At 75.0% G+C, this 13,524-nt stretch carries 13 protein-coding genes and 1 pseudogene; 7 read left to right on the forward strand and 7 right to left on the reverse strand.

The annotated features are described in order from the left end of the window. Positions 1-24: 24 nt before the first annotated feature. Positions 25-1,275, reverse strand: coding sequence for an HNH endonuclease signature motif containing protein (locus JKP76_RS13725; RefSeq protein ID WP_200491547.1), 1,251 nt, complete (start codon positions 1,273-1,275; stop codon positions 25-27). A 146-nt stretch (positions 1,276-1,421) separates the two neighbouring features. Between JKP76_RS13725 and JKP76_RS13730 the strand changes: the two genes are divergently transcribed. Further along, entirely contained in the window at positions 1,422-2,819 is a 1,398-nt protein-coding gene (locus tag JKP76_RS13730; RefSeq protein WP_200491548.1) for a thioredoxin family protein, read from the forward strand. Then, positions 2,816-3,346 (forward strand): annotated as a pseudogene (locus tag JKP76_RS22990) (UGSC family (seleno)protein). The gene JKP76_RS13730 and the pseudogene JKP76_RS22990 overlap by 4 nt, the downstream one beginning before the upstream one ends. Here the strand turns inward: JKP76_RS22990 and JKP76_RS13745 are convergent. Beyond that, positions 3,318-4,097: a hypothetical protein gene (locus tag JKP76_RS13745; RefSeq protein ID WP_200491551.1), complete on the reverse strand. Its 780-nt coding sequence runs from the start codon at positions 4,095-4,097 to the stop codon at positions 3,318-3,320. The pseudogene JKP76_RS22990 and the gene JKP76_RS13745 sit on opposite strands and share 29 nt — an antisense overlap. Positions 4,098-4,294: 197 nt before the next feature. Here JKP76_RS13745 and JKP76_RS13750 point away from each other — a divergent pair, with 197 nt between their 5' ends. The 4 genes from JKP76_RS13750 to JKP76_RS13765 all read left to right on the forward strand — a co-directional run bounded on the left by JKP76_RS13750 (position 4,295) and on the right by JKP76_RS13765 (position 8,552). Then, positions 4,295-4,582: a hypothetical protein gene (locus JKP76_RS13750; RefSeq protein WP_200491552.1), complete on the forward strand. Its 288-nt coding sequence runs from the start codon at positions 4,295-4,297 to the stop codon at positions 4,580-4,582. Positions 4,583-4,679: 97 nt separating this feature from the next. Continuing rightward, positions 4,680-6,185 (forward strand): AMP-binding protein, encoded by a 1,506-nt coding sequence (locus JKP76_RS13755; protein ID WP_200491553.1) that lies wholly within the window; start codon positions 4,680-4,682, stop codon positions 6,183-6,185. Between the two features lie 49 nt (positions 6,186-6,234). Continuing rightward, positions 6,235-7,434, forward strand: a complete 1,200-nt coding sequence (locus JKP76_RS13760; protein ID WP_200491554.1) for an acyl-CoA dehydrogenase family protein — start codon at positions 6,235-6,237, stop codon at positions 7,432-7,434. Beyond that, entirely contained in the window at positions 7,431-8,552 is a 1,122-nt protein-coding gene (locus tag JKP76_RS13765; RefSeq protein WP_200491555.1) for an acyl-CoA dehydrogenase family protein, read from the forward strand. The genes JKP76_RS13760 and JKP76_RS13765 overlap by 4 nt, the downstream gene beginning before the upstream one ends. Before the next feature lie 75 nt (positions 8,553-8,627). Here JKP76_RS13765 and JKP76_RS13770 read toward each other — a convergent pair whose 3' ends face one another. Then, positions 8,628-9,674 carry a porin PorA family protein gene (locus JKP76_RS13770; protein ID WP_200491556.1) on the reverse strand — a complete coding sequence of 349 codons (1,047 nt, stop codon included), beginning with the start codon at positions 9,672-9,674 and terminating at the stop codon, positions 8,628-8,630. A gap of 254 nt (positions 9,675-9,928) precedes the next feature. Next, positions 9,929-10,561: a trimeric intracellular cation channel family protein gene (locus JKP76_RS13775; RefSeq protein ID WP_200491557.1), complete on the reverse strand. Its 633-nt coding sequence runs from the start codon at positions 10,559-10,561 to the stop codon at positions 9,929-9,931. An 89-nt stretch (positions 10,562-10,650) separates the two neighbouring features. Here JKP76_RS13775 and JKP76_RS13780 point away from each other — a divergent pair, with 89 nt between their 5' ends. Beyond that, the gene (locus JKP76_RS13780; protein WP_200491558.1) at positions 10,651-11,907 is read left to right on the forward strand and encodes an MFS transporter; all 1,257 of its coding nucleotides are present in this window, start codon (positions 10,651-10,653) and stop codon (positions 11,905-11,907) included. 16 nt (positions 11,908-11,923) lie between these two features. Here the strand turns inward: JKP76_RS13780 and JKP76_RS13785 are convergent, their stop codons facing one another. Genes JKP76_RS13785 through JKP76_RS13795 form a run of 3 tightly spaced genes read right to left on the reverse strand, consistent with a single transcriptional unit; the run spans position 11,924 to position 13,384 of the window. Beyond that, the gene (locus JKP76_RS13785; RefSeq protein WP_200491559.1) at positions 11,924-12,943 is read right to left on the reverse strand and encodes an MsnO8 family LLM class oxidoreductase; all 1,020 of its coding nucleotides are present in this window, start codon (positions 12,941-12,943) and stop codon (positions 11,924-11,926) included. A gap of 54 nt (positions 12,944-12,997) precedes the next feature. Beyond that, entirely contained in the window at positions 12,998-13,159 is a 162-nt protein-coding gene (locus JKP76_RS24105) for an RGCVC family protein (protein ID WP_200491560.1), read from the reverse strand. 27 nt (positions 13,160-13,186) lie between these two features. Then, positions 13,187-13,384 carry a hypothetical protein gene (locus JKP76_RS13795; protein WP_200491561.1) on the reverse strand — a complete coding sequence of 66 codons (198 nt, stop codon included), beginning with the start codon at positions 13,382-13,384 and terminating at the stop codon, positions 13,187-13,189. Between the last annotated feature and the right edge of the window lie 140 nt (positions 13,385-13,524).

A 13,524-nucleotide genomic window follows, 5' to 3' on the forward strand; every position in this document is an offset into this window, starting at 1 on the left:
GCCGGGTCACGTCCCGGCGGGAGGTCAGGCGGAGAGGAGGAACGGTTCGCCGATGAGGATCTCGGTGCCGTCGGGGCGGTAGGTGCGCCATCGGCCGTCGGGTTGGCGTTCTATCCGGAAGCCGTGGTGGACCTTGGTGTGGTGGCGTTCGCAGAGCAGCCCGGAGTTGTGCAGCGAGGTCTCGCCGCCGTCGATCCAGTGCACGAGGTGGTGGACGTCGCACCAGTAGCTGGGTGCGTCGCAGCCGGCGAAGACGCAGTGCCCGTCGCGCGCCTCGACCGCGCGGCGCAGGTGCGGCGGCACCACCCGGTGGGTGCGGCCCAGGTCCAGGGGCTGGCCTTCGGGGCCGATGACGATGCGGGTGATGGCGCCGTCGCAGGCCAGCCAGCGGGCCTTGGCCGCGGAGATCAGCCCACCGAAGGTGGTGCGCCCGGCACCCGTGCCGACGCCCGCGGCGGACGAGGTGTCCATGAGGTCCTCGTGGTCGATGAGCACCCCGATGTGCGGCTTGTGGCCGCGCAGTACCGGCAGGTTGCCTGAGGCCAGGGCGTTGTCGCACAGCTGCACGAGGGCGTCGCCGGCCTGCTGGGCGCGGGTGCGGGTGTCCCCGGCGGGGCGGGAGGCCTGCAGGATCGACTCGATCGCGGCCTGGAACTTCTCCCCACCCACCGCATCCAGGGTGCCGGAGAAGGACAGGGTCCCGTCGGTGTGCTTGGCGAACGACAGCGACCGCTGCTCGGTGGAATCCGGTTCGGCGCCGTCGGGGTCCAGCCGCGCCAGGTAGTGCCCCACGGCCTGCCGCAGATCCGCGTGCGAGGCGCTCACCGCGACCTCGGTGAGCAGCCGGTCGATCTCGGCGAGGTCCACGCCCTGGGCCTCGGCGCGGGCCAGGTTCACCTCGGCCACGACCGGCGCGATCACCGACACCGCCTCCGCCGGCACGAGACCCGAGGCCGCCGCTGCCGCGAGCGCCGGCAGCTGCTCCAGCGCGCGCCCGTTGCGCACCAGCTGGCCCGCCGCGCCCTGCGGCAGCCGGTGGTGCCCGCGCAGCCAGGAGGCCATCGTCGCCTTGCCGTCGTGCTCGGAGGCCTGGGTCAGCTCACCCTCGCGCACCGTCCGCGACACCTCGGCGTCCAGCCGGTTGCGGGCCTGCACCAGCACCCCGGTCCGCTCGATCACCGCCGGCCCGAACGAGGACTTCAGGTCCTGACCGCCCAGAGCCGTGAGGGCGCCGGTCAGGCACTCCACCGGCGTCTCACAGTCAGTCGAACACATGTGCGAATAGTATCGCCAACGGCAGTACGAGACCAGATGAATCCCCAGGTCAGACGCCTGTCCACAGATCGGCGACGGCCCTTGACAGGGCTCGCCGAGCACCGGATCGGACCGCCCGCGCTGTGACGTGCGCTACGGTCCGGCGCATGCAGCTCCCCGACGGTCTCGTGGCCGTGGTGAAGCGCGAGTGCCCCACCTGCGTCCTCGTCGAGCCGGTGCTGCGGGAACTCGGCGCCACCGTCTGGTGCCAGGACGACGCCGGCTGGTTCGAGCACGAGGACCTCGAGCTCGAGCTCTCGTACCGGTGGAACATCGAGACCGTCCCGACGCTCCTGCGGATCGAGGACGGCGAGGAGGCCGCCCGCGTCGTCGGTTGGAGCCGCGAGCAGTGGGAGGGCCTGACCGGCGTCACCGGCCTCGGCACCGGCCTGCCCGAGCACCGGCCCGGGTGCGGCTCGCTGTCGGTGGACCCGGACCGGATCGACGCCCTGGAGGCCCGCTACGGCGGTACCGGTCTGGGCAGCCGGCGGGTCGAGCTCGCCGACCTCGAGGACGAGCACGAGGCCATGTACGACCGCGGCTGGACCGACGGCCTGCCCGTCGTCCCGCCCACCCCGGAGCGGGTGCTGCGCATGCTCCGCGGCACGCCCCGCGACCCGCAGGAGGTCGTCGCCGTCGTCCCGCCGGACCTCGTCGAGTGCACCGTCGAGAAGGTCGCGGTCAACGCAGTCATGGCCGGCTGCCTGCCCGAGCACCTCCCGGTCGTGCTGGCCGCCCTCGAGGCCGCCTCCGCGGACGAGTTCGGCCTGCACGGCCTCCTGGCGACGACGTACTTCTCCGGGCCGATGATCGTGGTCAACGGCCCGATCACGCGGCGGATCGGCATGAACAGCGGCGTCAACGCGCTCGGTCAGGGCAACCGCGCCAACGCCACCATCGGCCGGGCGCTGCAGCTCGTCGTCCGCAACGTGGGCGGCGGCCGGCCCGGCGAGATCGACCGCGCCACTCTCGGCAATCCGGGCAAGTACAGCTTCTGCTTCGCCGAGCGCGAGGAGGACAGCCCGTTCACCCCGCTGGCGGCCGACCGCGGCGTCCCCGGCAACGCGGTCACCGTCTTCGCCGGCTCGGGCGTGCAGCCCGTCGTCGACCAGCTGAGCCGGACGCCGGAGTCGCTGGCCCGGAGCTTCGCGGCGTGCCTCCGCGTCAACGGTCACCCGAAGCTGCCGCTGGCCTTCGACGCGGTGCTGATCGTCTCCCCGGAGCACGGCCGGCTCTTCCGCGAGGCCGGCTGGGACCGCGACCGGCTGGTCGCCGAGATCGGCGCGCTGCTGACCCTGCCCTCCGACGAGCTCATCCGCGGCGCCGGCGGCATCGAGGAGGGGATCCAGGAGCGGCTGGCCGGGGTCGAGCTGCCCAAGTTCCGACCGGGCGGGCTGCTGGTGGTGCACGCCGGCGGTGACGCGGGGCTGTTCAGCGCCATCGTCGGCGGCTGGGTGTCCGGGAGCACCGGGAGCGCCCCGGTGACCAGAGAGGTGCGCACATGAGAACTGTCCTCGACCCGACCGGCGAGCGGCGGACGGCGGAGCGCGAGCTGCTGCCGCGCCCGGCGTCGCTGCGCGGCCGCACCGTGGGGCTGCTCGACATCAGCAAGCCCCGCGGGGACGTCTTCCTCGACCGCCTCGAGGAGCTGCTCACCGCCGACGGCGTGGTGGTGCGGCGGTACCAGAAGCCCACCTTCACCCGGACGGCGCCGGTCGACCTGCGGCACGAGATCGCCGAGCAGTGCGAGGTGGTCATCGAGGCGCTCGCTGATTAGGGCTCCTGCACGTCGTGCAGTGTGCATGACATCGCAGACCTGGAGCGCCGCGGAGTGGTGGGGGTCTTCCTCGCCAGCGAGGTGTTCGACGAGGCAGCCCGGCTGCAGAGCGCGACCCTCGGCTTCCCCGCCCCGTACGTCCTGGTGCCGCACCCGGTCCAGGACCGGACGGACGAGGAGATGCGCGCGGCGGCCGACGGCGCGTACGCCGCGGTGGTCGCCGCGGTCACCGCGGCGGGGGAGGCCCCTGCCTGAGCCGCGCGGCCTCCGCGTCGGCCCGCCGGCGCTCCGCGTGGCCGGCGGCCAGCACGCGGAGCGCCTCGGCGCGCGCCGAGGCGCGGGCTCCGACCGCGTCGCCGGCCGCCTGCGTGCGGATCCGGTCGGCCTCGGCGGTCGCCCGGGCCAGCTGTTCCTCGGCCGCGGTTCGGAGGCGGGCGGCGTCCTGCTGCGCGGTGGCGACGATGGCGGTCGCCTGCTCGACCATCGCGGCCGCCTCGGTGCGCGCCGCGGCGAGCGAGCGGTCGGCCAGGACCTCGGTCGCGGCGGCCCGGCGCCGGGCCTCGGCGAGCAGCCGCTGCGCCTCGGCCGCGGCCGCCTGCCGGTCCTCCGCCGCGGCGGCGCGCTCGGCGGCGGCCTGCTCGGCCGCCTCCGCGCGCAGCGCCGTGGCCTCGTCGGCCGCCGCGGCCAGCAGCGCGCCGATCCGCCGGGACGCCCCGAGGTACTCCCCGCCGCCGGGGGAGTGCGCGAGCAGCTCGCGGGCCTCCGCCAGGGCGGCGGCGGTCTCCAGCTGGCGGCCCACCAGGTGCTCGCGCTCGCGATCGGCGGCGGCCAGCTCGTCCTCCGCCCACTGGACGTAGGACTCGACCTGGAAGCGGTCGTAGCCGGACAGCGCCCGCGCGAACATGGGCGCTGCCCGCAGCACGGTCGGCAGGTCCCCGGAGACGTTAGGGCGAGCCCGCCCGGCGCCGGCGCCCACCGTTCCCTCGACGTCCAGTTCGATGCTCATGCGATCCGCTTCCCCCGGCGTCCGGTCGATCCCTTCCGACGCTAGGACCAGCGGAGCGTGCTCGCCCGGTGACCCTGGGTGGTTCACCCGGACGGGGGCGGCACGCGGGATCCGGTCGACGCCGGCCGGTTCGCCCGCCCGGGTGAGCCGGCGCGCGAACGGCCGCACGAGGCCCCGACGGGTCGCACGCTCGTCCCGTGCTCCCCGATCCCGCGCCCGTTCCCGGCAGCCCGTCGGTGCCGCCGTTCGCCGGCTGGCAGGACCTCGCCGTCGCGCTGCTGGCCGTCCTCGTCGTCGCCCTCGCCTTGCTCGCGCTGGGCGTGCTGGCCACGGCCTTCCGGCGCTCGTCGCCGGAGTGGCAGGCCGAGCTCGACGCCCGCTCGCGGCCCCGCACGCCCACCGCCGGACCGCTTCCGCTCAGGTCGCCGGCGGGACGGGAGGACGGCGGGGAGGGGTCGCGCGTCGGCCCGGCCGGAGCCGGGTGAGGCCTGCGTTACAGTCCGAAACGAGCCCGGGCGTCGTGAGCCCGCTCACGGTCCGCGGCGGTGCTGCAGCGGCCGTCCGTCCCCCGGGAGGCAGCCGATGACCGAGTCCGCACAGCCCGTCGACGGTGTGGAGGACCTGCCGGAGCCGGTGCCGATCGGGGTGCAGATCGGCGTGCTGGCGGAGCGGTACGGCGACGCCCCCGCGGTGGCCTGCGAGGGCACCACCCGCAGCTGGATCGAGCTCGACCGCCGCACCAACCGGCTCGCCCGCGCCCTGCTCGCCCGCGGCGTCGTCCTCGGCGACCTGGTCACCATCGGCCTGCCCAACAGCGTCGAGTTCGTCGAGGCGTGCGTGGCCGCGTGGAAGATCGGCGCGGTTCCGCAGCCGGTCTCCGCAGCCCTGCCGCCCCTGGAGCTGCAGGGCGTCGTCGAGCTGGCGAACCCGCCGCTGGTCGTCGCCCGCGGGGACATCCCGCTGGACCGGCCGATCGCCGACGTCGACGAGCTGATCGCCGGTTCCGACGACGACAGCCCCCTGCCGCCCGCGATCGCCCCGGCCTACAAGGCGCCCACCTCCGGCGGCAGCACGGGCCGGCCCAAGCTCATCGTCTCCGGGCAGACCGGCGTCGTCGACCCGCTGGGCGGGGGAGCGGTGTGGCGGCACCGGCCCGGCGGCACGCTGCTCATGCCCGGCCCGCTGTACCACAACGGGCCGTTCACCAGCGCCATGGGCGGGCTGCTCGGCGGCTCCACGCTGGTGCTCATGCCGCGGTTCGACGCCGAGGCCGTCCTGCGGCTCGTGGAGCAGCACCGCGCCACCTGGCTCTACCTCGTCCCGGCCATGATGAGCCGGATCTGGCGGCTGCCCGAGGACGTGCGCGGCCGCTACGACCTCTCCTCGCTGGAGACCGTCTGGCACCTGGCCGCGCCGTGCCCGCCGTGGCTCAAGGAGGCATGGATCGACTGGGTCGGCGGCGAGGTGCTCATGGAGCTCTACGCCGGCACCGAGGCGCAGGCCGGCACGGTCATCAGCGGCACCGAGTGGCTGGCGCACCGCGGCTCGGTCGGGAAGACGCTCTACGGCGAGATCACCATCCTCGGCCCGGACGGCGAGCAGCTGCCCGCCGGCACCGTCGGCGAGGTGTTCATGCGCCGCGGCGAGGGGCAGCCGCCCTCGTACCGCTACATCGGCGCCGAGGCCCGCACCCGCGGCGACTGGGAGTCCCTCGGCGACGTCGGCTGGATGGACGAGGACGGCTACCTCTACCTCGCCGACCGGCGGACCGACATGGTGCTGGTCGGCGGCTCCAACGTGTACCCCGCCGAGGTCGAGGCCGCGCTCGACGAGCACCCGCAGGTCGCCTCCAGCGCGGTCATCGGCCTGCCGGACGACGACCTCGGCCAGGTCGTGCACGCCATCGTCCAGCCGGCGCCCGGCGTCGACGCCGTCGACCTGGACGACCTGCGCCGGTACCTCGCCGACCGGCTGGTCCGCTACAAGCAGCCGCGCACGTTCGAGTTCGTGTCCGAACCGCTGCGCGACGACGCCGGCAAGATCCGGCGCTCCCAGCTCCTGGCCGACCGGGTGGCCGCGCAGCAGTAGCGGCGCCCGACCCCGACCCGTACCACCGACCCCGAACGGGAGCACCACCATGACCACGACCGATCCACGAGCCGTGGAGGAGGACCTGCGCCAGCGGGTCAGCGACTTCCTCGCGGCCAACGACCACACCACGATGGACCGGCTGGAGTTCCTCCGCGCCCGGTACGACGCCGGCCTGGCCTGGGTGAACTTCCCGGTGGGCCACGGCGGGCTGGGCCTGCCGCGCTCCTTCCAGACCCAGGTCGAGGTGCAGCTGGCCAAGGCCGGCGCGCCGGACAACAACCCGCGCGGGAACGGCATCGGCCTGGGCATGGCCGCGCCGACGATCCTCGCGTTCGGCACCGAGGAGCAGAAGAAGAAGTTCCTCCGCCCGCTGTGGACCGGCGAGCAGATCTGGTGCCAGCTGTTCAGCGAGCCCGGCGCCGGCTCCGACCTCGCCGCCGTCAGCACCCGCGCGGTCCGTGAGGGGGCCGACTGGGTGGTCAACGGCCAGAAGGTGTGGACGTCGAGCGCGCACAAGGCGCAGATGGCGATCCTGGTCGCGCGCACCAACCCCGAGGTGTCCAAGCACGCGGGGCTGAGCTACTTCCTGTGCAACATGGACGCCCCCGGCGTCGACGTCCGGCCGCTGCGCCAGATCACCGGCGAGGCCGAGTTCAACGAGGTCTTCCTGACCGACGTGCACATCCCCGACAGCCAGCGGCTCGGCGACGAGGGCCAGGGCTGGAAGGTCGCGACCGCGACGCTGAACAACGAGCGCGTCGCCATCGGCGGTGGCGGCGGCGGCCGGGAGAGCGGGATGGTCGGCGTCCTGGCCAAGAGCTGGCGCGAGCACCCCGAGAGGCGCGGCGTCGGCCAGCACGACAAGCTGCTGCGGCTCTGGGTGGACAACGAGGTCGCCCGGGTGACCGGCCAGCGGCTGCGGCAGAAGCTGGCCGCGGGCGAGCCCGGTCCCGAGGGCTCGGCGATGAAGCTGACCTTCGCCCGCATCGCCCAGGAGGCCAGCGGCATGGAGCTCGAGCTGCTCGGCGAGGACGGCCTGCGGGCATCGGACTGGACGATGAAGCGCCCGGAGCACGTCGACTTCACCGGCCGCGACGCCACCTACCGCTACCTGCGCGCCAAGGGCAACTCCATCGAGGGCGGCACCTCGGAGATCCTGCGCAACGTCATCTCCGAGCGGGTGCTCGGACTGCCCTCCGAGCCGCGCGTCGACACCGGCATCGCCTGGAAGGACCTGCCCCGATGAGCGACCTGAACCTGCTCTACACCGACGTCGAGGACGACCTGCGCAGCAGCGTCCGCGACCTGGTCGCCGCGCGCAGCGAGCCGCACGCCGTCGCCGGCACCTACGACGGCGACCGCTCGCTCGTCGACCCGCTGTGGCGCGCCGTCGCCGCCGACCTGGGCCTCGCCGCGTTGCTCATCCCGGAGGAGCGCGGCGGTGCCGGCGCCTCGGCCCGCGAGGCCGCTGTGGTCCTCGAGGAGCTCGGCCGCGCGGTGGCCCCGGTGCCGTTCCTGACCAGCAGCGTCGTCGCCACGACCGTGCTGCTCGCCGCCGAGGCCGGCGGCGCGGCCGACGAGCTGCTCGCGGGTCTCGCCGCCGGCGAGCGCACCGCCGCCCTCGTGCTGCCGCTCTCGGCCGGGCCGGGGGAGGAGCGCACCGCGTTCACCGTGGACGGCGAGGGCCGGCTCAGCGGCACCGCGCGCAGCGTCGCCGGCGCGGTCGAGGCCGACGTCCTGCTGGTCCCGGTCGGCACCGGCAGCGGCACGGCCGTGTACGCGGTCCCGGCTGCCGACGCGCAGGTTGACGCCGTCGTCTCGCTGGACATGACCCGCCAGCTCGCCGACGTCACCCTCGACGGGGTGGCCGGGCAGGAGCTGCTCGGCGCTTCCGCCGGTGCCGACGCCGTGCGCCGCGCCCTGGAGGTCGGCGCCGCGCTGCTCGCCTCCGAGCAGTACGGCGTCGCGCAGTGGTGCCTGACGACGACGATCACCTACCTCAAGGACCGCCGTCAGTTCGGCCGGGTCGTCGGCGGCTACCAGGCGATCAAGCACCGGCTGGCCGACCTGTACGCGGCGGTCGAGTCCGCCGGTGCCGCGGCCCGGTACGCCGCGGCCACCACGGCCCAGGGCGACCCGGACAGCGAGGTGGCCACCGCGGTGGCGCAGTCGTTCGTCTCCGACGTCGCGGTGAAGGCCGCGGAGGAGGCCGTCCAGCTGCACGGCGGCATCGGCATGACCTGGGAGCACCCGGCGCACCTCTACCTGAAGCGCGCCAAGGCCGACCAGATCGCCTTCGGCACGCCGGCTGCGCACCGGGCCCGCCTCGCGGAGCTGGTCGACCTGCCGGCGCCGGTGGCCTGACCGGCGCTCCGACACCACGACGGGCCCGGTCCCCAGGAGATCTCCTGGGGGCCGGGCCCGTCCGCGTGCGGGAGGTCAGGCGGTGTGCACGCCCGTCCGGTCCGCCGCAGCGGTGCGGCCGGCGGCCCGGCGGGCCAGCAGCAGGGCGGCGACGACCAGCAGGAGGCCGATGACCAGGAGCGCGATCGGCAGCACCGTGCCGACCAGGGTCAGCAGCTGCGCCTGGTCGGCGACCTCGTCGCCGCGGTCCTCGATGGAGTCGTCGGTCGAGTAGATGTCGATCGTCGCGAACGGGACGTCGACCGTCGTCACGCCGAGGTCCAGCGAGCCGGTGATCTCCTGGATGCTGCCGCCGGCGATGGTGGCGCCCAGCTGCTGGTCGGCGTCGACGAAGGTCGTGGTGCGCGAGGTCCAGGCGATCGGGATCTCGGCCGGGAGCGAGGGCAGCACCGCGGGCAGCGCGGCCAGGAGCTCCGGCGACACCAGGCCGTCGAGGCCGGGGGCGAGCGCGGCGAGGGTCTCCTTGGGCAGCGACGTCGGCAGGTTCAGCGCGGCCGGGTCGGCCAGCTCGCCCTCGGAGAGCGACTCGTAGCGGTAGACGTCACGACCGCCGAAGGTCTCCTCGCCCTCGAAGGTCACCGGGGCGGCCTGCAGCGTGTACTGGTCCCAGTACTCGTACGTGCCCTCCTCGGTGGACGGGTCGACGGGCAGGGTGAAGACCAGACCCTCGGCGTCCTGCACGTCGTCGGCACCGGCGGGGGCCGGGCCGGCCTCGGCGGTCTCGCGGTCCACGTTGAAGCTGACCTCGGTGATCGCCGGCTCAGCGGTGCCGACGGTGCGCTCGTCGGTGCGCGTCACGATCTCGCTGCCGCCGTCGACGTCGCCGGCGGAGACGTTGCGGGTCGCCTCGATGGGGACGTCCCGGGCCAGCACCTCGGTCGCTCCGCCCGAGAGGACGGCCGGGTTGATCCCGTTGTAGGTGCCCTCGAACTCGAGGGTGACGTCGAGGTCCTCCGGCAGCTGGGTGGCCGAGGGGACGACGACGAAGCGGACGATCGCTGCGGCGACGACCAGCAGCACGCCGATCACGGCGAGGACTGCGGACGAGCGGGTCAATCTCACGTGTGGTGGCTCCGGGGGTGGTGGGTGCAGAACCCGACGAGTCTGTGTCGCACTCGACTGTGACCTGCGTCCGGGCTCCCCGCTGCCCGGCAGCCGCATGCGCGTCGTGACGTCGACCACCATGCACTCCGGCACGTTTCTCCGCGAGTGGTCGGGTGCCGCCTCGCGGACCGCCACGCCACGGCCGAGCGCGCCGGCCGGGTCGCCGAGGACGGCCCGGTCGACCAGTCCGCCGCGCTCGCCCCCGGGGCGGCTCAGCGCTCCCGGCGGCGCTCGCCCGGGGGGAAGGGCGCGTTCACGTCGAAGTGCACGCCGAGCATCCGGATCGCGAAGCAGACCGCGGCCGCGCCGATCGCGGCCACCGGACCCCGGGCGTCGAGGACGTCGGCGAGCACGACCACCGTGGCCCCGACCAGCGCCGGCACCGCGTACAGGCCGCTGCTGAGCACCGAGGGCACCTGGCGGATCAGCACGTCGCGCAGCGTGCCGCCCCCGACGCCGGTGATCGCGCCGACGATGACCGCCTGCGCGGGCCCGAACCCGAGGTCCACCGCCTTGAGGGCGCCGGTGACGGCGAACAGGCTGAGCCCGGCGGCGTCCAGCACGTTGATGGTCCCGTTGATCCGTTCGAGGTGGTGCCCGGTGAGGAAGGCGATGAGCCCGCCGCCGGCGGCCACGGCCAGGTACCGCCAGTCGAGGAACGTGGCCGGCGGGAGCGCGTCCAGGAAGACGTCGCGGATGGTGCCCCCGCCCAGCGCCGTGATCATGCCGAGGGTGATGACGCCGACGATGTCCAGCCGGGTCGCCCGCAGCGCGGTGAGGGCCCCGTTCAGCGCGAAGGCGAAGGTGCCGATCAGGTCGAGCACCAGCAACGCGGTCGTGGCCATGCCCGGAACCTAGTTCCCCCTGCGGGACGGCGAGGCGCGGTGGTGTCGAATGGGGTCGGCGGCACCGAGCGGGACGAGGGACCACGGCGATGAGTTCGACCTTGAGCACGGTGCTGCGGCAGATCGGACCGTCGGTGATGCTGCCGATGCTGGTCTACGAGATCGGCCACGGCGCGGTGATGCCGGTCATCGCCCTGGTGGCCCTGGACGCGGGCGCCTCGACGACGGTCGCCGGGCTGATGCTCGCCGCGATCGGCATCGGCACGATCCTCGGCGACGTCCCGGCCGCGTGGCTGGCCAACCGGGTCGGCGAGAAGGGCGCGATGCTCGCGGCGATGCTCGCCTCGGCAGTCGCGATGGCCTCCTGCCTGGTCACCGGGTCGGTCGCCGCGCTGGCCGTGGCGCTGCTGGTGCTGGGTGCCTGCGGCGCGACCATGCACCTCGCGCGGCAGTCCTACGTCGCCGACGTCGTCGCCGTGCACCACCGGGCCCGCGCGATGTCCACGCTCGGCGGTGTCTTCCGCATCGGGCTGTTCATCGGCCCCTTCGTGGGCGCCGGCGTCATCTCGATCTGGGGGACCCGCTCGGCGTTCGCCGTCGCGGTGGTCGCCTCGCTGGTCGCGGCCGCGATCCTGGCCCTGGCGCCGGTCACGCCCGGCTCGGCCGCCCGGCCCGCGGGCGCGGGGCACGGGCCGGTCGGGGTCCGCGAGATGTTCCGCCGGCACCGGCGGCTGTTCCTCACCCTCGGGATCGCGGTGGCGTCCATCGGGGCGATCCGCGCGGCCCGGGTGGCGGTCATCCCGCTGTGGGCCGATCACATCGGTCTGGACGCGGCCACCACCAGCCTGGTCTTCGGCATCGCCAACTTCGTCGACATGGCGCTCTTCTACCCGTCGGGCCACGTCATGGACAGGCTCGGCCGGCTGTGGATCGCCGTCCCGTGCATGGTCGTCCTGGGCCTCGGCACGCTGGCCCTGCCGCTGACGGACGGCGTGGTCGGGCTGACCGCGGTCGCCATGGTCATGGCCTTCGGCAACGGGATCGGCTCGGGCATCGTGATGACCCTGGGCGCGGACACCTCGCCCGAGCTCGACCGACGGTCGTTCCTGGCGATCTTCCGGCTGATCAACGACGTCGGGACGTCGCTGGGCCCGGTGGTGCCGGCGGCGATCGCCACGGTCGCCCCTCTCGGCGTCGGCATCGCGGTGATGGGCGGCGTCGGGCTGCTGGGCGCGGCCGGGCTGGCCCGCTGGGTGCCGCGGTACTCGACCTACGCGACGCGGGCCATGGTGCGCGAGCACCACCGGCGGCGGCTCGAGGAGCGGGCGGAGATCCCGCAGCCCTAGCTCCGGCGGGACCCGCTCAGCCGGCGGGGGCGCTGGTCCGGGGCCGCAGGCCCAGGATCCCGGCGAGCGCCGCGTCGGAGGCGGCCAGGGCGTCGCGGTCGAACGTGCTGCTGCTGGCCACGAGTTCGGCGGCGCCGGTGCGCTCGAGCAGCTCGGCCAGCCGGCTCCCGACGTGCGCGGCGGTGCCCGCCACGGCCATGGCCGCGGTCCGGTCCACGTGCTCCTGCTGGCGCGGCGTGCGGGGCGCCGCCACGACGGCGGCGACCGGCTGCAGCGGCGGGAAGGCGCCCTCGGTCCGCGAGCGCGCCATCGCCCAGGCCTCGGGCAGCAGCAGGTCCGCGGCCTCGGCGGCGGTGTCCGCGACCAGCACGTCGAGGCTGATCGACACCCGCGGTGCGGGCTGCTGCTCGGAGGGCCGGAAGTCGCGGCGGTAGGCGGCCAGCGCGGCCAGCCCGGGCTCCGGATCGCCGGCGACCCCCAGGACCGGCCCGCCCACGACCACCGGCAGGCCCAGCGCGGCCGCCACCTGCAGGCCCGCTCCGGTGGCGAGCACGTGCAGGGGCAGGGGGCCGGCCGGCTGCGGGCGCACCGTGATCTCGGCCGAGCCGGTGAGGTAGCCGCGGAGCTCGGCGAGGTCGGCGGCGAAGTCGCGCTCGGTCTCCCGCAGCGCGCGCCGCACCGGCGGGGTGAAGCCGGGGGAGCGACCCAGCCCAAGGTCGATCCGGCCCGGTGCGAACGCGGTGAGGGTCGCGAACTGCTCGGCGACGACGAGCGGCTGGTGGTGCGGCAGCATCACGCCGGCCGAGCCCAGCCGGATGGTCGACGTCACCCCGGCCAGCGCCGCCAGCAGCACGGCCGGGGCGGCGCCGGCGACGCCGGGGACCCCGTGGTGCTCGGCGACCCAGAACCGCTCGTACCCCGACCGCTCGGCAGCCGCCGCGCGGGCGCGGGTGCCGTGCAGCGCGGCGGCGTCGGGCTCACCGACCCGGGTGCGGGAGCGGTCCAGCAGGGAGAGCCGGGGCTCCGGGGAGGTCACGTGCGCTCCAGCGCCGGCGGGCCGGGTCCTGTTCCGCCAGGCCCGCGAGGCCGGTCACCCGGTCGGGCAGACGCAGGTGCGGTCGAGCGCGGATCCGGTCGTGGCCCGGCACCAGCGCAGCGCGACCGGGTCGTGGTTCCCCACCGGGTGGGGGCAGGCGGCGCAGCCGGGCGCGGGAGCGGTCGGGCGTGGGGCTGTCGATGCCGGGGCGGTCACGGTCGTCCTCCTCGTCGATCGGGCAGGTCACCAGTTGGCCGGCGGATCGCTGGCCGGGAAGGACTGCAGCCCCCACTCCTCGACGACGTCGGAGCCGCGGTCCTCCCGGCCGGCGGGCGCGATGGGAGCCGTGAACGCACGGAGCTCGGGGGCCGCGGTCCGGGCAGCAGGCTGCCGCACGGGGGCGAGCAGCAGGGCGGGAGCGGGCGTCAGGGCGAGGGACACGGTGCCTCCTTCGGTTGCGGGGACGTCGACTCCAGCGTGGCCTCCCGGGTGCCGTGGATCGAGGGGCGCCACCGGTCAACTCGATCGCCCCGTCGTTGCCCGTCCCCGGCAAACCCGCGCCGCTCGGCCGCCTGCGCACA

Origin of the sequence: Blastococcus sp. TML/C7B (assembly GCF_016612845.1) — a bacterium.
GTDB lineage: Bacteria > Actinomycetota > Actinomycetes > Mycobacteriales > Geodermatophilaceae > Blastococcus.

What these genes read in the sequence shown, in the direction of transcription:
- JKP76_RS13745 (WP_200491551.1), bottom strand. Translation starts at nt 4,097, where the DNA reads ATGAGCATCGAACTGGACGTCGAGGGAACGGTGGGCGCCGGCGCCGGG.
- JKP76_RS13730 (WP_200491548.1), top strand. Translation starts at nt 1,422, where the DNA reads ATGCAGCTCCCCGACGGTCTCGTGGCCGTGGTGAAGCGCGAGTGCCCC.
- JKP76_RS13775 (WP_200491557.1), bottom strand. Translation starts at nt 10,561, where the DNA reads ATGGCCACGACCGCGTTGCTGGTGCTCGACCTGATCGGCACCTTCGCC.
- JKP76_RS13755 (WP_200491553.1), top strand. Translation starts at nt 4,680, where the DNA reads ATGACCGAGTCCGCACAGCCCGTCGACGGTGTGGAGGACCTGCCGGAG.
- JKP76_RS13765 (WP_200491555.1), top strand. Translation starts at nt 7,431, where the DNA reads ATGAGCGACCTGAACCTGCTCTACACCGACGTCGAGGACGACCTGCGC.
- JKP76_RS13725 (WP_200491547.1), bottom strand. Translation starts at nt 1,275, where the DNA reads ATGTGTTCGACTGACTGTGAGACGCCGGTGGAGTGCCTGACCGGCGCC.
- JKP76_RS13760 (WP_200491554.1), top strand. Translation starts at nt 6,235, where the DNA reads ATGACCACGACCGATCCACGAGCCGTGGAGGAGGACCTGCGCCAGCGG.
- JKP76_RS13780 (WP_200491558.1), top strand. Translation starts at nt 10,651, where the DNA reads ATGAGTTCGACCTTGAGCACGGTGCTGCGGCAGATCGGACCGTCGGTG.